Source organism: Ignavibacteriales bacterium, assembly GCA_016709765.1.
Classification (GTDB): domain Bacteria; phylum Bacteroidota; class Ignavibacteria; order Ignavibacteriales; family Ignavibacteriaceae; genus IGN3.
Genome location: JADJMD010000012.1, coordinates 104645 through 124473, shown reverse-complemented (window position 1 = coordinate 124473; position 19829 = coordinate 104645). Strand labels below are relative to the sequence as shown.

23 protein-coding genes and 1 pseudogene are annotated in these 19829 nt (G+C 33.0%); 21 read left to right on the top strand and 3 right to left on the bottom strand.

The genetic code is table 11. The annotated features are described in order from the left end of the window. Positions 1-9: 9 nt before the first annotated feature. Positions 10-567: a nucleotide exchange factor GrpE gene (gene grpE / locus IPJ23_06545; protein MBK7630340.1), complete on the bottom strand. Its 558-nt coding sequence runs from the start codon at positions 565-567 to the stop codon at positions 10-12. Between the two features lie 26 nt (positions 568-593). Next, positions 594-1655 (bottom strand): heat-inducible transcription repressor HrcA, encoded by a 1062-nt coding sequence (gene hrcA / locus IPJ23_06540; protein MBK7630339.1) that lies wholly within the window; start codon positions 1653-1655, stop codon positions 594-596. 273 nt (positions 1656-1928) lie between these two features. On the opposite strand from hrcA, the gene IPJ23_06535 reads away from it, so the two are divergent. From IPJ23_06535 to IPJ23_06515, 5 genes and pseudogenes are all read left to right on the top strand, one after another. Beyond that, positions 1929-2369: a MarR family transcriptional regulator gene (locus IPJ23_06535; protein ID MBK7630338.1), complete on the top strand. Its 441-nt coding sequence runs from the start codon at positions 1929-1931 to the stop codon at positions 2367-2369. A gap of 44 nt (positions 2370-2413) precedes the next feature. Further along, entirely contained in the window at positions 2414-3991 is a 1578-nt protein-coding gene (locus tag IPJ23_06530; protein MBK7630337.1) for a tetrathionate reductase family octaheme c-type cytochrome, read from the top strand. Further along, positions 3988-4679, top strand: a pseudogene (locus IPJ23_06525) (cytochrome b/b6 domain-containing protein). The gene IPJ23_06530 and the pseudogene IPJ23_06525 overlap by 4 nt, the downstream one beginning before the upstream one ends. 8 nt (positions 4680-4687) lie before the next feature. Beyond that, positions 4688-5203 carry a YeeE/YedE family protein gene (locus tag IPJ23_06520; GenBank protein ID MBK7630336.1) on the top strand — a complete coding sequence of 172 codons (516 nt, stop codon included), beginning with the start codon at positions 4688-4690 and terminating at the stop codon, positions 5201-5203. Between the two features lie 15 nt (positions 5204-5218). Then, positions 5219-6409: a YeeE/YedE family protein gene (locus tag IPJ23_06515; protein MBK7630335.1), complete on the top strand. Its 1191-nt coding sequence runs from the start codon at positions 5219-5221 to the stop codon at positions 6407-6409. Between the two features lie 50 nt (positions 6410-6459). On the opposite strand, the gene IPJ23_06510 is transcribed toward IPJ23_06515, so the two are convergent. Continuing rightward, the gene (locus tag IPJ23_06510; GenBank protein ID MBK7630334.1) at positions 6460-8187 is read right to left on the bottom strand and encodes a sigma 54-interacting transcriptional regulator; all 1728 of its coding nucleotides are present in this window, start codon (positions 8185-8187) and stop codon (positions 6460-6462) included. A gap of 178 nt (positions 8188-8365) precedes the next feature. Between IPJ23_06510 and IPJ23_06505 the strand changes: the two genes are divergently transcribed. The 16 genes from IPJ23_06505 (at position 8366) to IPJ23_06430 (ending at position 19829) form a co-directional block, all read left to right on the top strand. Beyond that, complete coding sequence (locus tag IPJ23_06505) at positions 8366-9415, top strand: radical SAM protein (protein MBK7630333.1); 1050 nt, start codon at positions 8366-8368, stop codon at positions 9413-9415. A 24-nt stretch (positions 9416-9439) separates the two neighbouring features. Next, positions 9440-10279: an Mrp/NBP35 family ATP-binding protein gene (locus tag IPJ23_06500; GenBank protein ID MBK7630332.1), complete on the top strand. Its 840-nt coding sequence runs from the start codon at positions 9440-9442 to the stop codon at positions 10277-10279. Positions 10280-10307: 28 nt separating this feature from the next. Continuing rightward, on the top strand, positions 10308-11672 hold the full coding sequence (locus IPJ23_06495) for a tetrathionate reductase family octaheme c-type cytochrome (GenBank protein ID MBK7630331.1): 1365 nt from the start codon (positions 10308-10310) through the stop codon (positions 11670-11672). A 34-nt stretch (positions 11673-11706) separates the two neighbouring features. After that, the gene (locus IPJ23_06490) at positions 11707-12153 is read left to right on the top strand and encodes a CGGC domain-containing protein (GenBank protein ID MBK7630330.1); all 447 of its coding nucleotides are present in this window, start codon (positions 11707-11709) and stop codon (positions 12151-12153) included. A 42-nt stretch (positions 12154-12195) separates the two neighbouring features. Further along, the gene (locus IPJ23_06485; protein MBK7630329.1) at positions 12196-13125 is read left to right on the top strand and encodes a radical SAM protein; all 930 of its coding nucleotides are present in this window, start codon (positions 12196-12198) and stop codon (positions 13123-13125) included. A gap of 27 nt (positions 13126-13152) precedes the next feature. Then, positions 13153-13464 (top strand): isoamylase early set domain-containing protein, encoded by a 312-nt coding sequence (locus tag IPJ23_06480; GenBank protein MBK7630328.1) that lies wholly within the window; start codon positions 13153-13155, stop codon positions 13462-13464. 44 nt (positions 13465-13508) lie between these two features. After that, entirely contained in the window at positions 13509-13736 is a 228-nt protein-coding gene (locus IPJ23_06475) for a DUF5320 domain-containing protein (GenBank protein MBK7630327.1), read from the top strand. Continuing rightward, positions 13684-14178 (top strand): NifB/NifX family molybdenum-iron cluster-binding protein, encoded by a 495-nt coding sequence (locus IPJ23_06470; protein MBK7630326.1) that lies wholly within the window; start codon positions 13684-13686, stop codon positions 14176-14178. Before IPJ23_06475 ends, IPJ23_06470 begins: the two co-directional genes overlap by 53 nt. Then, positions 14175-14552 (top strand): NifB/NifX family molybdenum-iron cluster-binding protein, encoded by a 378-nt coding sequence (locus IPJ23_06465; protein ID MBK7630325.1) that lies wholly within the window; start codon positions 14175-14177, stop codon positions 14550-14552. Before IPJ23_06470 ends, IPJ23_06465 begins: the two co-directional genes overlap by 4 nt. Before the next feature lie 8 nt (positions 14553-14560). Next, positions 14561-15412: an ATP-binding protein gene (locus IPJ23_06460; protein MBK7630324.1), complete on the top strand. Its 852-nt coding sequence runs from the start codon at positions 14561-14563 to the stop codon at positions 15410-15412. Then, on the top strand, positions 15405-16277 hold the full coding sequence (locus tag IPJ23_06455; GenBank protein ID MBK7630323.1) for an ATP-binding protein: 873 nt from the start codon (positions 15405-15407) through the stop codon (positions 16275-16277). The genes IPJ23_06460 and IPJ23_06455 overlap by 8 nt, the downstream gene beginning before the upstream one ends. A gap of 10 nt (positions 16278-16287) precedes the next feature. Further along, positions 16288-16620 (top strand): NifB/NifX family molybdenum-iron cluster-binding protein, encoded by a 333-nt coding sequence (locus tag IPJ23_06450; protein ID MBK7630322.1) that lies wholly within the window; start codon positions 16288-16290, stop codon positions 16618-16620. Position 16621: 1 nt separating this feature from the next. Then, on the top strand, positions 16622-17167 hold the full coding sequence (locus IPJ23_06445; protein MBK7630321.1) for an arginine decarboxylase, pyruvoyl-dependent: 546 nt from the start codon (positions 16622-16624) through the stop codon (positions 17165-17167). 158 nt (positions 17168-17325) lie between these two features. Next, positions 17326-18168 carry an arsenic efflux protein gene (locus tag IPJ23_06440; GenBank protein ID MBK7630320.1) on the top strand — a complete coding sequence of 281 codons (843 nt, stop codon included), beginning with the start codon at positions 17326-17328 and terminating at the stop codon, positions 18166-18168. Positions 18169-18234: 66 nt separating this feature from the next. After that, positions 18235-18699, top strand: a complete 465-nt coding sequence (locus IPJ23_06435) for a PaaI family thioesterase (protein ID MBK7630319.1) — start codon at positions 18235-18237, stop codon at positions 18697-18699. A 134-nt stretch (positions 18700-18833) separates the two neighbouring features. Beyond that, the gene (locus IPJ23_06430) at positions 18834-19829 is read left to right on the top strand and encodes a phosphoribosylformylglycinamidine cyclo-ligase (GenBank protein ID MBK7630318.1); all 996 of its coding nucleotides are present in this window, start codon (positions 18834-18836) and stop codon (positions 19827-19829) included.

Sequence of the window (19829 nt, the reverse complement as noted above, 5' to 3'; positions counted from 1 at the left end):
ATATAAAAACTACTCTTCACTAACAATAACTTTTGCGTGTCTTATTACACGATCTTTATACATATATCCAGTTTCTAATTCATCAATTACTGTGTAAGGTGGAACTGAATCATCGGCCCGTTGCATTAATGCTTCGTGAAATTCTACACTAAACGGCTGCCCAATTGATTCTATCTTTTTTATGCCCTGTTCATCAAGCGTTTTGATGAATTTATTATAGATAAGCTGGACGCCTTCTTTTACTTTTTTAATATCGTTTTCTTCATTAAAATGTTCAAGCGATCTTTCTAAATCATCAAGAGTCGGAAGTAGTTTAATTATTAATGATTCGGCAGCATATTTTAATAAATTAAGCTGGTCATTTTCTGTTCTGCGTTTATAGTTTTCAAATTCCGCAGCTTTTCTTAACATTAATTCTTTGTATTGATTAACTTCAGCCTCCAGTGATTTTATTTTTTCTTCTGAATCAGATTTAGAAACTATTTCTTCTTCAACATGATCATCATCTGCGGATTCAATATCAGGATTCATATTTTCATTTAATTCATCTTTGAAATTCTCATTCATTTTATCTTTACCTTTTCCTTTAGACATTAAAACGATTCTCCTTTTTTATTTCCTTTTAAAACTTCTGATAACATATCACCCAAATAAGAGACTATAGCAACAACTTTTGAGTACTCCATTCGTTTTGGGCCTATAATACCAACTGTTCCGGAAGTTTCGCCAAACGAATATTCTTTTGTAATTAAACTGTACTCGTTCAGTTTTTCATCTTCAATTTCACTTCCGATTGAGATTATAACATTACTATTTTTATCTGATTTTTTCTTGTCCATAATGTGGATAATTATATCTTTATCTTCAATTAATTCTATCACACTTTGAAATTTTTCCGGATCTTCAAACTCCGGCTGTTGAATTACATTTGTTGCACCAGTAATTACGAGTTTATCGCCATTTTTTTGATCTTTAAAAATCTTATCAACCGAATCAATAAATAATCTAATAATTGGTTTTTCAGATTCAGGAATATCAATAAATCTTTCCTTAAATGTACTTCTGATTTCTTGAAAGGTGAGTCCGTTTAATCTTTCGTTTAAGAGTGATTCCACTTTGTGAAGCTTTGTAATTTCAACTTCACTTTCAAACTCAAGTGTTATCGTTTTAACTAATCCAGACTTAATGCTTACCACAACTAATAATCTAGTTGATGATAAAATTACTAATTGAATTTTTTCTAAAATTCCGTTATCCAAGGTAGGATATGTAACACACGCAATTTGTTTTGTAATTCTGCTTAATAATTGAGATGCGATTTTTAAAATCTCATCTGTTTCCAATAAACTTTTATCTAAGCTTTGATCAATAATTCCTTTTTCGGAAATTTTTAATTTCTGAATTTCCATCAAAGAATCAACGTAATATCTGTAACCTTTATCGGTAGGGATTCTTCCGGCTGAAGTGTGTGGGTGATTTATAAAACCCGAATCTTCTAAATCGGACATAATATTTCTTACAGTCGCAGGAGAAACCCCAACATTAAACTTTTTGGTGATATTTCGCGATCCAACCGGTGAAGCAGTTAATATAAACTGGTGCACGATCGAACGCAGAATAGTTTTCTCTCTCTCGTTTAAATCTTCGTAAAGCATTTTCTAAAAGTGTTAACAATAAAATTATTTTTCAATTGTCAAATATATCAATAAATGAAAAAATATGCCTTATTTAATTGTTTTTATGTTTTGCAAAAATTTCCTTTAATTATAGTCTTGCTATTCCAAACATCATTACCAAACACAGCAATCTGATGAAAAAACGAACTTTTAGTTTCAATTGTAATAAAGTAACTATTGCTAAACAAAAATATTTTGGAAATTAATAATATCAAATATATTTTAGGGCATAAAATAAATAAGGTTATTTAAATGCCCACTGAAATGGAACCGATTGCGGAGATGATTTGCGAGTTGACTCGGAATTGCAGCATAAAGGAGGAATATTTTGCAGCAAGTTTTAATCTTTCACCAACAGAAGTAAAATTTTTAAAACTTTTTGCTGTAAAACCTAAATATACTATAAAAGAACTACGTGATATTTTAAAACTTACTCCCGGCAGAATAACTCATATTTTAACCTCTTTGGAGGCAAAAAACCTAATTTCAAGAACATTGGATGAAAATGATAAACGAGTTATTCTTGTAAGCATTTTGCCCAAAGCAAATCCTCTAATTGCCAATCTTCATCAAAACTACAGCGAATTACATAAACGAATTTTGCAAAATGTTAATGAAGAAGAACTGCAAAAAATCTCATCTTCATTAAAAATTCTTAACGAAGTCTTCGGGAAATGGGTAAATCAAAAATAGTTTAGAGCCTAAAATAATATCAATTTAAATCTTAAGTTAAAAAAATGAGAAAGATAGTATTAATTCTTGCCTTTGTTGGCTTACTGGTTGTAATAGCTGTGGGTTTTTTCTCACAAAAGGATTACGAACCTACTACTTTAATGAATTTGAAAGAAAAATATTCTCAAAAATATTCTCCTTCAGTTGACCACTCAAAATTTACTTCGCTTCAACAAAAATTTGAATCTCCGCAGGAAGTGACAGCAACTTGCATTAGCTGCCACAATAAAAGACAGACAGAAGTGATGCATTCAAATCACTGGAATTGGGAGCGAGAAGAATATGTTGAAGGACGTGGCATAGTTTATCTTGGTAAAAAAAATGCAATAAACAATTTTTGCATCGGAACACAAGGAAATGAAGAAAGCTGTGCAAAGTGTCATATTGGATATGGAATGCATTCCGATGGAAAAGTTTTTACAGATTCAACAAATGTAGATTGTCTTGTTTGTCACGATAATTCTGAAACTTATGCTAAAGCACCAGAAAAAGGCGGATTACCTGTTGCTACTTTAGATCTGAATTTAATTGCTCAAAGTGTTGGTAAGCCAAAATTAAGTAATTGCGGCGTTTGTCATTTCTTTGGCGGTGGTGGAAACAATGTTAAACATGGTGATCTTGATATGGCGATGTTTGAAACCACCAAAGATGTTGATGTACATATGGGCACAGACGGTGCAAAACTTCAATGCGTTGATTGCCACACAACTGAAAAGCATAATATTTCAGGTAAAGTTTATTCGCTTTCTTCAATGAATCTAAATAGAAATACTTGTGAACAATGCCACACTGAAACTCCGCATGAAGACAATATACTAAACGAGCATTCAATTAAAGTCGCTTGCCAGAGTTGCCATATACCAACTTATGCAAAAGCAAACTCTACAAAAATGTCTTGGGATTGGTCCACTGCGGGTAAATTAAAAAACGGTGAGCCGTACGAAGAAGATGATAGCCTTGGCAATCATACTTATTTATCTATAAAAGGTAGTTTTACCTGGGAAAGAAACGTTGAACCTGATTATATATGGTTTAATGGTACTGCCTCACACTATCTTGAAGGCGATAAGATTTCTGACACGACAAAACCACTCATACTTAATCAACTTCACGGATCTTATGCGGATGATGATTCAAAAATTTATCCTGTAAAGATTCATGTTGCAAAACAACCATTTGATCCAGTAAATATGATTCTTATCCAGCCAAAACTTTTTGCTGAGAAAAAAGGAGAAGGAGCATTTTGGAAGGATTTTGATTGGCAAACAGCATCTACCGAAGGAATGAAGCAACTTGGTTTACCATTCAGCGGAAAAATATCTTTTATCAAAACTGAAATGTATTGGCCTGTAAATCACATGGTTGCAACAAAAGAAAATACTCTTGATTGCAATAGCTGTCATCAAAGAGAAAACAGCAGGCTTGCGGGATTGAAAGATTTTTACATGCCGGGAAGAGATTATTCCAACATTGTTGAAATAGCCGGCGTTTGGATGTTGATACTAACTTTATTGGGTGTGCTAGCACATGGCACAGTTAGAATTTTTGTTGCTGCAAAAGCAAGAAAAGGAGACAAAAAATGAAAAATAAACAAGTTTATGTTTATAAGGCCTTTGAGAGATTCTGGCACTGGATGCAAGCAATATTAATTTTCTTTTTAGCCTTTAGCGGTTTTGAAATTCATGGTTCTTACACTTTTTTTGGATTTAAAGATGCTGTTAAGTATCACAACATCGCAGCTTATATGCTTATCGTATTAATTGTATTTGCAATTTTTTGGCACTTCTCAACGGGCGAGTGGCGACAGTATGTTCCTTCTTTTGAAAATATAAGAGCACAACTTAATTATTACATTTTAGGAATTTTTAAGAATGCTCCTCATCCAACCAAGAAAACAGTTTTAACAAAATTAAATCCACTGCAAAAGTTAACATACTTTGGACTAAAGATTTTGGTTATCCCAGTTATCGTTACATCAGGTCTGCTTTACATGTTATATCGTTATCCACAGCGACATGGAATTGAATCTTTAAATATTCAATCTTTAGAATTGATAGCAATAGTGCATACTATTGCTGCATTTTTCTTTTGTCTTTTATTATCACACATTTGTACTTGATTACTACTGGCGATAAAGTAACAACAAATTTAAAAGCAATGTTAACCGGTTACGAAGAACTAGAGGGGGATGATGAGCACAAAAATAAATCAGAATTAAAAAATGAAATTAAAGATGAGCTACAAAATGTTCGATCAGAAAATTTAGTATAGAGGATATTATGGAAGAAAAAAAATATATGAATCCTTATTTAGCAGGAGTTTTTCTTGGTCTTTTGTTAATAGCAACAATTTATATTACTGGCAGAGGTTTAGGTGCAAGTGGAGCAGTTAAAAGTTTTGCTGTTGGGATTGTGGAGTCAGTTGCACCAGAACACACAAGTAATCAAACTTTTTACAAGGAATACTCCGAAGGACACTCCGGCAGCCCATTAATGAACTGGTTGGTTTTTGAAGTTGTTGGAGTTTTTATCGGTGCATTTCTATCGGGACTTATATCCAACAGATTAAATCTAAAATTAGAATACGGGCCCAGATCTAAACCAAACATAAGAATTGTTGGAGCTTTAATTGGTGGATTGTTATTTGGATTTGGTGCTCAGCTCGGAAGAGGCTGTACTAGCGGTTCCGCATTAAGCGGAATGGCAGTTTTATCAACAGGTGGATTGATAACTATGATGGCAATATTTGGCGGAGCTTACTTGTTTGCATACTTCTTTAGAAAATTTTGGATATAGAAAGGAGAATTTATTATGGGACCATTAGTACCCGATGTAATTGGAAATGATTTAAATTTTATTGTAGCACTTATAATCGGAATTTTATTTGGAGTGATTTTAGAACAAGCTGGATTTTCAACTTCAAAAAAATTAGTTGGATTATTTTACGGATATGATTTTACAGTCTTAAGAGTTTTCTTTACTGCCGGAATTGTTGCCATGATTGGTGTAATAGCTTTAGAGCATTTTGGTTTGCTTGATATAAATCTAACATATATTAACCCTACATTTCTTTGGTCTGCAGTAATTGGTGGATTGATAATGGGACTGGGATTTGTGGTTGGCGGGTTTTGCCCCGGTACAAGTGTTTGTGCTGCGGCCATTGGGAAAATTGATGCAATGATTTTTATTGCTGGTTCATTTATTGGAGTATTAATTTTTGCTGAAGGTTATCCACTTTGGGAAGGTTTATATAAAGCGGAGAACTGGGGAAACATTAGAATTTTTGATTTACTAGGAATGCAACAAACTATATTTGCGTTTATGTTAACTGCATTTTCACTTTTTGCATTTTGGATTGCCTCAATAGTAGAAAATAAAGTTAATGGAATAAAAAAACCTGCATTTAGGTTTACTCCATATTATGTTACAATTGGTGCAATCGGATTTATACTGTCTCTTTCTGCGTTCGTGCTTACTGAAAGAAAAGATTCACTTTTACAGCGAGTAGAGGATATTAAATTTGTAAATAATTATGGTATCAAAACTATGACCGTTGATGAATTTGCTTTTCGATTAATGAAAGATGATAACAAACTACAAGTAATAGATTTTCGTCCCTTTAAAGAGTATCAAAAACAAAGTTTACCATACTCAACGTCATTTACATTTGATAATCTTTTTGAAAAAGAACCAAGTAAGATTTTAAAAATCAGACATAAAATAAATGTATTTGTTTCTGGCGATGAACTTGCAGAAAGAAAGCTTGCCATTATTGCCGATAAGCTTGGTTTTACAAATATAACCATTTTAAAAGGCGGCATGGATAAGTTTAATAAAGACATTTTAAATTTTGATAAAAATAGTATTGCTTCAAACAAACAGGAACATGACACATTTCGATTTAGAACTAAAGCAAGCTCAGTTATTCCCATTCTTATTGAGCAAAATAAATCGGCAGGACCAGTTAAGAAAACACAAAAACGTGTAGTTGGCGGATGTTAAGATATTAAATGAAGCCGGTTTATGCCGGCTTTTTTATTTTCACTTAAAAATTAAATCCCTAATTTTTTAATTTTTCTCCAGAGTGTTGAAGGATTGATATTTAGTTCATTTGCTGCTTTTGTTCTATTTCCATTGAACTTATCTAAAACTGAAATTATCAAATCACGCTCTGCATTTTTAAACCCATTTTGTAAATCACGTTTAATTGGTTTACTAATATTCAGGTTTTGTTCGCGTAATCTTTTAGGAAGACATTCAACCTGAATAATATCTCCATTGCATAACACAAAACAATGCTCGATAACATTTTCTAATTCTCTGATATTTCCTTGCCAACTATAATCCACAAGAAGCTCATAAGCATCAGATGAAAATTGCTTTATTTTTTTATTAAACTTTGTATTAAACGATTCTATAAAATGTTTTACTAATAACGGAATATCATCCATCCGCTCTCTAAGAGGAGGAAGATGTATATTGATAACGTTTATTCTGTAAAATAAATCTTCACGAAATCTTCCGGCGTTTATTTCTTCAGCCAGATTTTTATTTGTTGCGGTAATTATTCTAGCATCCAATTTTATAGTTTTGTTTCCACCAACTCTTTCAAACTTGTGTGTTTCTAAAACTCTAAGAAATTTTGTTTGAACTGTGCTTGAAAGATCACCAATCTCATCAAGAAATAAAGTGCCGCCTTGTGCAAGCTCAAACTTTCCAATTTTTGTTTTTATTGCACCTGTAAATGCGCCTTTTTCATGCCCGAACAATTCACTTTCAATAAGTGATTCTGCAAATGCACTGGAGTTAACTGCGATAAAAGGACCTGTTTTTCTCGAACTGTTTAGATGGATAGCTCGCGCTGCTAATTCTTTTCCTGTTCCGCTTTCACCGGTTACTAAAACTGAAGTATCAGTTTGTGATACACTTTCCAGAACAGAAATAATTTGTTTGATTTCTTTGTTTCTACCAACAATATTTTCGTATTTAAAAAACTCACTTAAATGAGCAGAAAGGTTTTTTATTTCAGAAATATCAATGAAGGTTTCAACTGCACCAATTTTTTCATTTTTGTTATTAATGAGGATACCGGAATTTACACGGATAGGAATTTTTTTGCCATCTTTATGCAGTATTTCCAATTCATTACCAATCATTGGTTTACCTTTTTGCATTGTCTGCTCCATATGGCATCCATTACGACATAGTGAAGAATTAAAAATATCCCAGCACTTTTTTCCTATTGCTTCAATTTTTTTTAACCCGGTTATTTTCTCTGCTGATGTGTTAAATGAAGTTACATTCCAATCATTATCAATTGTAAATGTTCCTTCAATATTACTGTTGAAGATTGCATCTAGTATATTTTTTTGGTCCATTAATTCAAATGTTTTATGTTGCAGCTCTTTGGCAAGTGAAAGCATTTCGTTCGTATCTCTAAAAACAAAAACTACACTTAGAACATGATTCTCTCTTTTAATTGGTGTTATCGATGCAAGAACGTTTTTAGTTTGTCCGTTGTGGTCAGTAATATTAAATGCAAGATTATTGAATGCTAGATTTTTCTCTAATGATTCATTAATAAATTTTCTTCCATCTGGATTATTTTCAAAAATAAATTCAAAAGAATTTCCAATTACTTCATCTTCAGAATAACCCGTTATGCGTGAAGCTGCTTCATTAAAGACAATTATGCTCTGATCTTTACCAATCACCACAATTCCATCTGGAATGATTAGCGTTTCTTTATTTTTATCAATAATCTGTTGTACATCTGACATATCAATCTCATTTTTTTAGATAAAATAATAATTGCAATGCAATAATGCAAGATGATTGCAAGATATATTGCAAAAATGCAAATCTCTCTAGATGAAAAAGCGAGATAATCGCATAAAAGATAATTCAATTAGTGGAACATGAATAGCACTACAGTAATTATTACAAACGAGGTATGAAATGGATAATCAAGTACATAAATGGTTTAAAGGTAAATTGGAATCAATTTACTTAAAAATTGAAAGAAGTGTTCTTTCAAATAAATCCCTAAAATGTAAAGTTGTTTTTGGTCCTGTTCGCTCAAGAAGATTGGGTTTGGTTTTGGGAATTAATAATTTAAAACCAAACGTGTGTTCCTATGATTGTATTTATTGTCCGGGCGGAAAAACTTCTTGTTGCTCAATCTGCACAAAAAATTGTCTCTCACCTTATGAACTTTACTTTTCAGTAAAAAATAAAATTGATGAAATTAAAAAAAGTGGAAAAGATATAGACTATATCCTTTTTGCAGGAAGCGGTGATCCTGCACTTGATTCAAATCTTTCAGAGGAAATTAGGATTCTTAGAGAATTTGGTTACAAGGTTGCAGTATTTACTAACTCAGCACTTTTGTGGAATGAGAACATTCAAGAAAATCTAATGTATGCTGATTATGTTTCACTTAAAGTTGATACTGTAAACGAAGATACATGGTCAAAAATAAATCGCCCGCATCAAAGATTGGATTATAATCATATCCTGAAGGGGATTGAACAATTTTCTAAAAGATTTAGAGGGCATCTTACAACCGAAACAACACTAATAAAAAATTTGAATGATAGTTCAGAAGAAATAGAGCAACTCGGCAAATTTTTAAATACCATTAAACGAAATGTTTCCTATTTTATGACTCCAATCTATCCTACAGCCGAAGTTTATGCGATTAGTCCTGACACTGAATCACTTAAAAAATTATCCACAGTAATTAACAATAATGTCGCGAACTCGAAGATGTTATGCTGTCCGGAGAAAGAAGAGTTTTTTGCAACTGATGATTTTGAAAATGAACTTTTAGGATTACTTCAGATCCATCCTGTTAACGAATCTGCTGTAAAAACTTTTGCACTTGCTAACAGCAAACTGGAAAAATTGACTGAACTGATAGACACCAAAATTATTAAAAAATTAGATCATAACGGCAAAACATATTATGCAATTGAAGAATCATTGCAAACAGAAATGATTAAATAATAAACCTGTGTAGAAAGATTATAAATGAATCAACAAGACAAACAAAAATCATATGAAGAAGAGGAAAAAAGAATTTCTGAAACAATCTCGAAAATAAAACACCGCATTGCAGTCTTTAGCGGTAAAGGTGGAGTTGGAAAAACTACGGTTAGTGTTAACCTTGCTTACGCTTTACAATTAGAAGGTTTTAGAACAGGAATACTCGATGCTGATATCACTGGGCCGAACGTTGCAAAAATGTTGAACATTGACAGCGAAATAATTTTCCTGAACGAGAAGATTGTTCCTTTTGAAAAATACGGTGCTAAAATGATTTCTATGGCAAGCATGTTACCGCAAGGGCAGCCATTAATCTGGCGTGGACCAATTCGATCAAAAGTTATAAATCAATTTTTAGCAGATGTGGAATGGGGTGAACTTGATTATCTAATAGCAGATTTGCCTCCAGGAACCGGAGATGAAATTTTAACTATCGCACAAGAAATGAAGCCTGATTATGCAGTTATTGTTACAACCCCGCAGGAAGTTTCCGTAATGGATGCTGAACGAGCGATAAACATGGCAAAGAAACTTGAGATTCCATTTATTGGTGTCGTAGAAAATATGGCTGGATTTGTCTGTCCACATTGTGGCGCTGTTGCTGAAATATTTGGTGCTGGTGGTGGTGAAAAGCTTGCTGCTGACTATGATGTGAAATTTTTAGGATCAATTCCTATCGATATTGATGCGCGAATACTTTCTGATAAAGGAAAACCTATTGTACTTGAAAAACAAAATTGTGAAGTATCATCAGTCTTTAAATCAATCTCTGCTTTTATTGCAGAACATTATCAAAAAGAACCGTTTAGTAAAATTGTTAAGTAAAAAATAATCAACGTTAAATGAGGTTAAAATGATCAGGTTAATATTTGTTTCTCTTCTAATTTGTGTTGCTTCTGTTATTGCTCAATCACACAAAGATTATATCTCCGGACCATTTAACGGTCCACAGGAAGTGACACAGGAATGTTTGAATTGCCACGAAAATGCTGCAACAGAAATAATGAAAACAAATCATTGGACATGGCTTAACGAAGAGTTTGTTGATGCAAATGATAATAAAGTACAAATGGGTAAGAAAAATTTTATAAATAATTTTTGTATTGCAGTTCCTTCAAACTATCCTCGCTGCACAAGTTGTCATATAGGTTATGGATGGAAAGATGCTTCTTTTGATTTTAAAGTTGAACAAAATGTTGATTGTCTTGTATGTCATGAGCAAACCGGCACTTATATAAAAGTTCCAACGGGAGCAGGAATACCTGATGCAAAAGTTGATTTATTAGTTTCAGCACAAAGTGTTGGTAAAACTACTAGAAAAAATTGCGGTATCTGTCATTTTGATGGCGGTGGCGGAACTGGTGTTAAACACGGCGATATGGATAATAGTTTATACGACCCGAAACCTGAAACAGATGTTCATATGGGAGCACTTGGTTTTCAATGTTCTGATTGTCATACTACTAAAGAACACAAAATTATGGGCGCCAGTCATGGTTCTATGGCTTCTGGTCAAAATCATATTTACTGTACAGATTGTCACGAAGGTGAAATTCACGAAAATAAAACTATTAACAAACATCTTAGCAGAGTCGCTTGCGAAACCTGTCATATTCCTCAATTTGCAAAAGAAGAACCCACTAAAGTTTGGTGGGATTGGTCAAAAGCTGGTGAAGATAGAACAGATATAAAAGATAAATATGGAAAAGATTCTTACAACAAATTAAAGGGTGAATTTGTGTGGGCAAAGAATGTTGTCCCTACATATCAATGGTATAACGGCAGTGCAACATATTACAAATTTGGAGATAAGATTGAACTAGGTGAAATCGTAAAGTTAAACTCTCTAAATGGTGATATAAAAGATCCTAAAGCTAAGATTGCTCCCTTTAAAGTTATGCGGGGCAAACAAATTTATGACTCACAGAATAAATATTTAATCGTACCAAAACTTTTTGGTGAAGACGGCTACTGGAAAACATTTGATTGGAATTTAGCATCTCAACTTGGAATGAAGGAAGTAAACTTGGAATACTCAGGTAATTATGCCTTTATTGAAACTGAAATGTATTGGCCAATAAATCATATGGTTGACTCAAAAGACAAAGCACTCGGTTGTACAAATTGTCACGGCGTCAAAGGTGATAGATTAAATTGGAAAGAATTGGGTTATACCGGTGATCCGATGAAAGTAAAAGGAAGAAAGTTTAGTAATTAAATAATTAAGCATTACATAAATAAGCTGAAATTTTATGGATAAAAAAGTAAAAATCGGAATTATCATTTGTGATAGATATAAAAGCTGTGCTGGTGGCAAATGTTTTAGATCAATCAAAGAACGAGCTGGCGCTTTTGATATTTATAGAGATAAAGAAGTTGAGCTTGTGGGATATACAAGCTGTGGTGGGTGTCCGGGTGGAAATATAGAATATGCGCCCGAGGAATTAAAAAAGAATGGTGCAGAAGTAATCCACTTTGCAACCGGGATGGTTGTGGGATATCCCCCATGCCTTTATATAAATCAATTTAAGGATTTTATAGAAAGTAAATTTGATTTAAAAGTTGTTGTTGGAACTCATCCAATACCGGAAAAATATTTTCTTACTCATACGCAGCTAAATACTTGGAATGGAAGTGAATGGAAAGAAATTTTAACTCCAACACTCAAAGATAAAGCAGTTAGAATAGCTTATGATTAATATGATAATAAATCTTATAATATATTATAGAGAGTATAAATAATGATCGTTTTTGGTCCAATACCATCTCGTAGATTAGGCAGAAGTTTAGGAATAAATAATATACCGCCAAAAGTTTGCAGCTACTCCTGTGTTTATTGTCAGGTTGGATTAACTACTCAACTATCGATTGAGCAAAAAGAATATTATTCACCGATGATGATTTACACAGAGATTGAAGATCGGATATCTGAACTTAAAAGTAATAAAGAACGAATAGATTATCTTTCTTTTGTTCCTGATGGCGAGCCAACCCTTGATGTAAATCTTTATGAAACAATTCAACTGCTTCAAGAATTTGGGATTAAGATTTCAGTTTTTACAAATTCATCTCTCATCTGGAAGAAGGAAGTTCAAGAAGCATTAAATCTTGCGGATTATGTTTCTGTTAAGATTGATGCAATAGATGAAGCCACATGGAAACAAATTAATCATCCTGCTTTGTCACTTAAGCTTAATACAATTTTAGATGGAATTCTGGACTTCAAAGAAAAATACAATGGTACACTTGTAACTGAAACAATGTTGATTGATGGATTGAATGATAATGAAGATGAACTTATCAAAATTGCACATTTTATTGTAAAGGTTGATCCTGAGATTGCCTATTTGACTATTCCAACAAGACCTACACCATTGAAGAATATTCATAGACCTGATAGAACAAAAACAATTAATGCTTACAGAATTATTAAATCAGTATACAATAACACTGAGCTATTGAACGAGTATGAAGGGAATGAATTTTCTACTGGAAGTGAAACAGAAGAAAGTTTAATAAGCATTATGGCGGTTCATCCAATGAGAAAAGATGCTGTTGAAAAATATCTAAAGAAATCTAGTTCAAATTGGAATACAGTAACAAAACTGATTGAAGAAAAAAAGATTAAAAAGCTTATATACGATGGTAATACTTTTTATAAAAAGAATTAATTGATCAATTAATTAGAGAGGTAAGATATGGCAATCAGTAAAACATATTCACAAGACAAAAAAGTATGTCGTGTTACTTTTACACTTCCTAAAGAAGTTTGTGAAAACTTTGAGGAGATAAGTGTAGTTGGTGATTTTAATAACTGGGATCCGCATCACGATAAATTTTCACACAGTCATCCTGATGGTTCTTCATCAATCGAATTAGTGCTTGATGCAGGAAATGAATTTAAATTCAGATATCTGTGTGATGGCGCAACTTGGTTAAATGAACCTGAAGCTGACGCAGAGGTTTTAACTCATTATGGAGACTCGAAAAACTCTGTAATCGTTGTATGAAAATGTAATGTAAAAATTAAATCACAAATTAATAGGAATAAATCATGCCAAACTTAGATGGAACTGGTCCGCAAGGACAAGGTGCTTTGAAAGGACGAAGAAGAGGTAAATGCAGAGATACAGAAAAAGGTGTTACAAAAGACCAATCAACCGAAAATAAAGAAGTTGTATACGGACTTGGACGCGGTGGAAGACCACATGACGGTGGAGGAGTTGGGTATGGACAAAACAGAGGAAAAGGATTCGGAAGAAATCATACTTCCAATAAATAATACCTTGATAATAGCAGTCTCAATAAATAAGCCGGAGTTATCATCCGAAATCTCTGATGTGTTTGGAAAAAGTAAATATTTTTTGATTTACAACTCCACCCATAATACATCAGAGTTTTTGCTCAATCCATTTACATCGGAATTAGGAGGTGCTGGAATTCAATCAGCTTGGTTCCTGATTGAGAAAAATATTGAAGCTGTGATCACAAAGCGGATTGGAATCAATCCTCTAAGATTCTTCAGTTCTTCAAAAATAAAATTATATCAATTCAATAATGGAACAGCAGAGGAAGCAATAAAAGCATTTATTGATAATAGACTTCAAGAAATCAGTGTAGATGAAATCGAACTAAATCCAGTTAGAAATCGAAAAAGATATGGAAGAAAATTTTCCAATAAAATTATTACAAACAATCACAATAAAGGACAGGATTCTATATGAAGAACAGAATAGCAATTGCAATTGAAGAAAGTGGCAATGGAAGAGAAACAGTTGCAGAACATTTCGGAAGATGTTCGAGATTTAAAGTTTGTGAACTTGATGATGATAAATCAGTAGTTAAAACAGAAATTTATTTTAACCCAATGGTAGGTGAGCATAACGGTGCGTGTCAACTTCCTGGTTACGTAAAGCAATTTAATGTTAACACAATTATTGCTGGCGGAATGGGACAAAAAGCTGTAAGTAATTTTCTTAATTACGGTATAAGTGTAATAACCGCACCAGGACTTTTATTTGAAGATGCTTTCGATCTTTATCTGCAAGGGAAACTAAGTGGATATGAAGCTTGTAAGCATGAACATCATCATCATTGAGGTTTAAGTTGGTAATATCAATTGCATCAGGTAAAGGCGGAACAGGAAAAACAACAGTTGCATGCGGACTCGCTTCAGTTATTAACGAAAGTGTTTACATTGACTGTGATGTTGAAGAACCTAACGGTCATCTTTTATTAAAACCTGGAATCTTAAAAGAAGAACCTTCTTATAAACTTATCCCAAAGATTAATTATGAGAGCTGCGATTTCTGTAATAAATGTGCAGAGGTTTGTGAATTTAATGCACTGCTTAATCTCAAATCTGAAATTTATTTGATTGATGAACTCTGTCATAGTTGTGGAGCTTGTACTTACTTTTGTCCTCAAAAAGCAATTACAGAAGCAAATAAAGAAAATGGGAAGATCAGAATTGGTGAAACCTCAAATAATATTTTATTCTATGATGCATATCTAAAAGTTGGTGAGGCCTCTGCCGCTCCACTAATTAAAAAAGTTAAAAATGCTTATAAAGGAAATAAAACTGTAATCATTGATTCACCTCCGGGAACTTCCTGCTCAATGCTGGAATCAGTTAAAGATTCTGATTTTTGTGTACTCGTAACAGAATCAACCCCGTTTGGTTTTAATGATCTTAAGCTTGCTATTAATGTATTAAGACAAATAAAAATACCATACGGAATAGTAATAAATAAATATGATGAAAATTATTACTTGCTGGATGAATACATCCAGAAAAACAAGCTCAATTTATTATTGAAAATTCCCTTTAGAATGGATATAGCTGAAAGCTACTCAAAAGGTGAACTGCTAACAGAGACAATTAAAGATTACAGAATTATGATGTTAGAACTATTGGAAAAAATCAAAACAGAAATTGTTGAAAAAGAATATGTTTGATAAAAAGTATAAACAAATTGTAATTCTAAGCGGTAAAGGCGGCACTGGTAAAACAACCGTTGCAACTGCATTGTCAGAAATAGCAGAAGATAAAATAATTATTGATGCAGATGTTGATGCTGCCAATATGCATTTAGTTTTTGATTATTACATTAACTCTGAATACGATTACTATGGAGGGAAAAAAGCTGAAATAAATTCTGATAGATGTTCGCAATGCGGAATATGCGAATCGGTTTGCAGATTTGATGCTATCAAAGATTTTAAAGTAAACAGAACAAGCTGTGAAGGATGCGGATTTTGTTTTCGTATTTGTCCTGATAGTGCAATTTCATTTTATGAATCAAAATCCGGAGTTTATTCAGAGTGTGAACTGGAAGATCAATCTAAGTTTTATTTTGCTCAATTATTAGCCGGTGAAGGTAATTCCGGTAAGCTTGTAAGTGAAATAAAAAAGAAAGCTAACGGACAGGCTAAGGGAAAAGTTAATTGGATTATTGTTGATGGACCGCCGGGAATCGGCTGTCCGGTTAATGCCAGTCTTTCTGGAGCTGATTTTGTTGTAATTGTAACTGAACCAACTCAATCCGGTTTACATGATTTGAAAAGATTAATAAACTTATTAAAGATATTTAAGATCCCGAGCTCTGTGATAGTCAATAAATTTGATATTAATATTGAAATGAGCAAAAGTATTGAAGAATATTTAAAACCAGAAGGAATTTCTGTTCTTGCAAAAATTCCTTTTGACAAACAATTCATTAAAGCAATTCAAAATTCCAAATCTATAATTGAATATGATCACACTTATGGAAAAAGATTCAAAATTATTTGGGATGATATTCAAAAAATTATTTTAAACTAAAGGTCTAAAAATGTTAGTAGCAATAACCTCAACTTGTGATACACTTGATGCATTGGTAAATGAAAAGTTTGGACGATGTCAATATTTTTTAATTGTAGATCCGTATACAATGAAGTTTGAAGCTGTTCCTAATCCCGCAGAACAAGCTCAAGGTGGTGCAGGACCCAAAGCGGCAGAAGTTATAATTAACAAAGGAGTAAATGTTTTATTGACGGGACACGTCGGTGACAAAGCCGAACAAGCTCTTAAAACAGGAAACATTAAAGTTGTTGATGGATTATCGGGAAATGTAAAAGTTAAAGATGCTCTCAACAATTACTTATCAAATTTAAAACGAGATTAATATGTATGTTCCAACAAAAATATTTTTTACAAAAGGTGTAGGAAGGCACAAGGATTACCTAAGTTCTTTTGAACTTGCATTAAGGAATGCAGGCATAGAAATCTGTAACCTTGTAACAGTCAGCAGTATATTTCCACCATCCTGTAAACGTATAAGTAGAGAAGAAGGATTAAAAGAATTAAAACCCGGACAAATTACATTTGCGGTAATGGCAAGAAATTCTACGAATGAACCTAATAGACTAATAGCCTCATCAATTGGAGTTGCAATTCCTGCCGATAATTCTCAGTACGGATATCTCTCTGAATATCATCCCTTTGGTGTAACTGAAAAAAATGCAGGGGATTATGCAGAGGATCTTGCAGCACAAATGCTAGCAACAACTCTGGGAGTTGAATTTAATCCCGAGTCTGATTGGAATGAAAGAGAGCAGGAATTTAAGATGTCCGGCAAAATTGTTAAGACTTTTAATATCACTCAATCCGCCGAGGGAGATAAAACGGGATTGTGGACAACAGTAATTGCCGCTGCGATTTTGTTACCATAGAGTGTTACTAAAATCAACTAAAAGTCAGATAATTAATTCATAACTATGATTCAGTGTCTATAAAATATTTGTGAATCATATTTGATAATTGTGTACCGCAACTTGTAGTTGCTTTTTGCATCTAAATGGCATTAAACAAATAATATTATTGCTGTAAAATGATTGATACAATATTAAAAATAGTTAAAGAATCAATTCAGATTTCATTGCTTGTTGCAGTAATGATGATATTAGTTGATTTGATAAATGTAGTAACTAAAAACAAACTTGAGTCATTTTTTATAAATGCACGAAAGTTTAAGCAGTATATATTAGCCTCTTTAATCGGGACTGTTCCAGGCTGTATTTGTGGATTTACAAACGTATCTTTATACATTCATGGTTTAATAAGTTTTGGTGCCCTTTCCGGAGCTATGATAGCTGTTTCAGGCGATGAAGCATTTGTGATGCTAGCTATGTTTCCGAAGGATGCTATTATTCTCTTTTTCATTCTATTTGTTATCGGAATATTCAGTGGTTGGTTAATCGATATTATTGTTAAAAAATATAAAATCTCTACTTGCGAAAATTGTAAGGAGATGGTTACTCATCCTAAAGAGAAAAGTTTTAAACATTATTTCAAAGAACATATCTATGGCCACATTATTAAAAAGCATCTTTGGAAAACTGCTCTTTGGACATTCGGAGCATTAACGGTTGTTGAGTTTGGTCTTCAATATTTGCATTTAGAACAGTTCACATCACAATACAAAATTGTTTTTCTATTTGTTGGAGCGTTGCTTGGATTGATACCGGAATCTGGTCCACATTTAATATTCGTTACTCTTTTTGCACAAGGACTAGTTCCATTTTCCGTTTTGTTAACAAGTTCCATTGTTCAGGATGGGCATGGTATGCTGCCGATGCTTTCATATTCGTTGAAAGATTCAATTAAATTAAAAATATTCAACTTTGTAATCGGTCTAACTATTGGTCTAATAGTTTTTGCTTTAGGGTTTTAACTTACTGTTACTTATAAATTATCCGCATAATACCAAACAATAAATATAATTAAGGAATTTTATAAAATGGATATTAGAGCAATTCAAGATTACTATCCTGATGATGTAGCACATTGTTATGGCTGTGGTAGATTAAATGAATCCGGACATCAAATTAAAAGTATTTGGGATGGAGATGAAACAATTTCTAAATTTAAACCAAAGGAATATCACACTGCAATTCCAGGTTATGTTTATGGTGGGTTGATTGCTTCCTTAATTGATTGCCATGGAACCGGAACTGCTGCATTGGCTTCATATAAAGCCGATGGGAGAGAGCCGGATACTTTACCCCCATTTCGTTTTGTTACGGCTTCTCTTCAAGTTGATTATCTAAAACCAACTCCACTTGGTGTTGAACTTGAGCTAAGGGGAAAAGTAATGGAAATAAAAGGAAGAAAAGTAATTTCTGAAATTACAGTTTCTGCAAACGGAGAAATTACTGCACGTGGTAAAGTAATAGCGGTTCAGATGCCTGAAAGTTTAATCTAAGATAGTAAATCCGAGAATTGAGTTAATGTAAGTGTCAAAGCTTAGTGATTTCACGTAACCTTTGTAATAATCTTGGATTTGTGGTAAATTTTTTTGTGAAATAATTATCAATTTTTATAAAAAGAGAGTTCGTTTTGGATCAAACTTACAAAGCTGCTGGAGTCGATATTGAAGCAGGCGAGAAGACTGTTGATAAAATTAAAAGCTATGCAAAATCCACATTCAATAAAAGTGTTTTAACTGATATCGGGATGTTTGGAGCTTTTTATGAACCTGATTTTTCGGGTTATAAAAATCCTGTTTTAGTTTCCAGCGTTGACGGTGTCGGTACGAAGCTGAAAATTGCCATAGAAATGGATAAGCACGATACGATTGGTCAGGATTTGGTAAACCATTGTGTTAATGACATTGCCGTTTGCGGTGCAAAGCCGCTTTTCTTTTTGGATTATTATGCAACCGGAAAATTAAATCCGGATAAAGCCGCGGATGTTATTAAAGGTTTTTCAATTGCTTGTAAAGAAAATGATTGCGCATTAATTGGTGGTGAGACTGCTGAAATGCCCGGTTTGTATCAGGCTGATGATTTTGATGTTTCTGGAACAATTGTAGGAGTTGTTGATAAATCAAAGATAATTGATGGAAAGAGAATACAAAAAGGAGATTTGTTAATCGGATTTCCTTCGAATGGACTGCATACAAATGGTTACTCACTTGCAAGAAAAGTTTTGTTAGAAAAATATAAAGTAACTGATTACGTTGATGAAATTAAAAACACAATCGGTGATGAGTTGTTAAAAATTCATAAATCATATCTAAATCTTATTACCGCTCTTAAAAAAACTGTTAATGTAAAAGGTTTATCGCATATTACAGGCGGAGGAGTTGTTGGCAACACCTCTCGAATAATTCCAGAAGGCTTGGATTTACAGATCCATTGGGGTAATTGGGAAATGCCCGCAATATTTAAATTGATACAGTACACTACAAATATATCTAATGAAGAAATGCACAAAGTTTTTAATTGCGGCATTGGTTTGATTGGGGTTATTTCTCCATCTGACAAAATAGTTGCATTTCAGGCAGCGCACGATGTACATGAACATCCTTTATTGATTGGTGAAGTTATCTAA

Coding starts and splice junctions, on each gene's coding strand:
- grpE (MBK7630340.1), bottom strand. CDS start 567: ATGAATGAGAATTTCAAAGATGAATTAAATGAAAATATGAATCCTGAT.
- hrcA (MBK7630339.1), bottom strand. CDS start 1,655: ATGCTTTACGAAGATTTAAACGAGAGAGAGAAAACTATTCTGCGTTCG.
- IPJ23_06535 (MBK7630338.1), top strand. CDS start 1,929: ATGCCCACTGAAATGGAACCGATTGCGGAGATGATTTGCGAGTTGACT.
- IPJ23_06530 (MBK7630337.1), top strand. CDS start 2,414: ATGAGAAAGATAGTATTAATTCTTGCCTTTGTTGGCTTACTGGTTGTA.
- IPJ23_06520 (MBK7630336.1), top strand. CDS start 4,688: ATGGAAGAAAAAAAATATATGAATCCTTATTTAGCAGGAGTTTTTCTT.
- IPJ23_06515 (MBK7630335.1), top strand. CDS start 5,219: ATGGGACCATTAGTACCCGATGTAATTGGAAATGATTTAAATTTTATT.
- IPJ23_06510 (MBK7630334.1), bottom strand. CDS start 8,187: ATGTCAGATGTACAACAGATTATTGATAAAAATAAAGAAACGCTAATC.
- IPJ23_06505 (MBK7630333.1), top strand. CDS start 8,366: ATGGATAATCAAGTACATAAATGGTTTAAAGGTAAATTGGAATCAATT.
- IPJ23_06500 (MBK7630332.1), top strand. CDS start 9,440: ATGAATCAACAAGACAAACAAAAATCATATGAAGAAGAGGAAAAAAGA.
- IPJ23_06495 (MBK7630331.1), top strand. CDS start 10,308: ATGATCAGGTTAATATTTGTTTCTCTTCTAATTTGTGTTGCTTCTGTT.
- IPJ23_06490 (MBK7630330.1), top strand. CDS start 11,707: ATGGATAAAAAAGTAAAAATCGGAATTATCATTTGTGATAGATATAAA.
- IPJ23_06485 (MBK7630329.1), top strand. CDS start 12,196: ATGATCGTTTTTGGTCCAATACCATCTCGTAGATTAGGCAGAAGTTTA.
- IPJ23_06480 (MBK7630328.1), top strand. CDS start 13,153: ATGGCAATCAGTAAAACATATTCACAAGACAAAAAAGTATGTCGTGTT.
- IPJ23_06475 (MBK7630327.1), top strand. CDS start 13,509: ATGCCAAACTTAGATGGAACTGGTCCGCAAGGACAAGGTGCTTTGAAA.
- IPJ23_06470 (MBK7630326.1), top strand. CDS start 13,684: ATGGACAAAACAGAGGAAAAGGATTCGGAAGAAATCATACTTCCAATA.
- IPJ23_06465 (MBK7630325.1), top strand. CDS start 14,175: ATGAAGAACAGAATAGCAATTGCAATTGAAGAAAGTGGCAATGGAAGA.
- IPJ23_06455 (MBK7630323.1), top strand. CDS start 15,405: ATGTTTGATAAAAAGTATAAACAAATTGTAATTCTAAGCGGTAAAGGC.
- IPJ23_06450 (MBK7630322.1), top strand. CDS start 16,288: ATGTTAGTAGCAATAACCTCAACTTGTGATACACTTGATGCATTGGTA.
- IPJ23_06445 (MBK7630321.1), top strand. CDS start 16,622: ATGTATGTTCCAACAAAAATATTTTTTACAAAAGGTGTAGGAAGGCAC.
- IPJ23_06440 (MBK7630320.1), top strand. CDS start 17,326: ATGATTGATACAATATTAAAAATAGTTAAAGAATCAATTCAGATTTCA.
- IPJ23_06435 (MBK7630319.1), top strand. CDS start 18,235: ATGGATATTAGAGCAATTCAAGATTACTATCCTGATGATGTAGCACAT.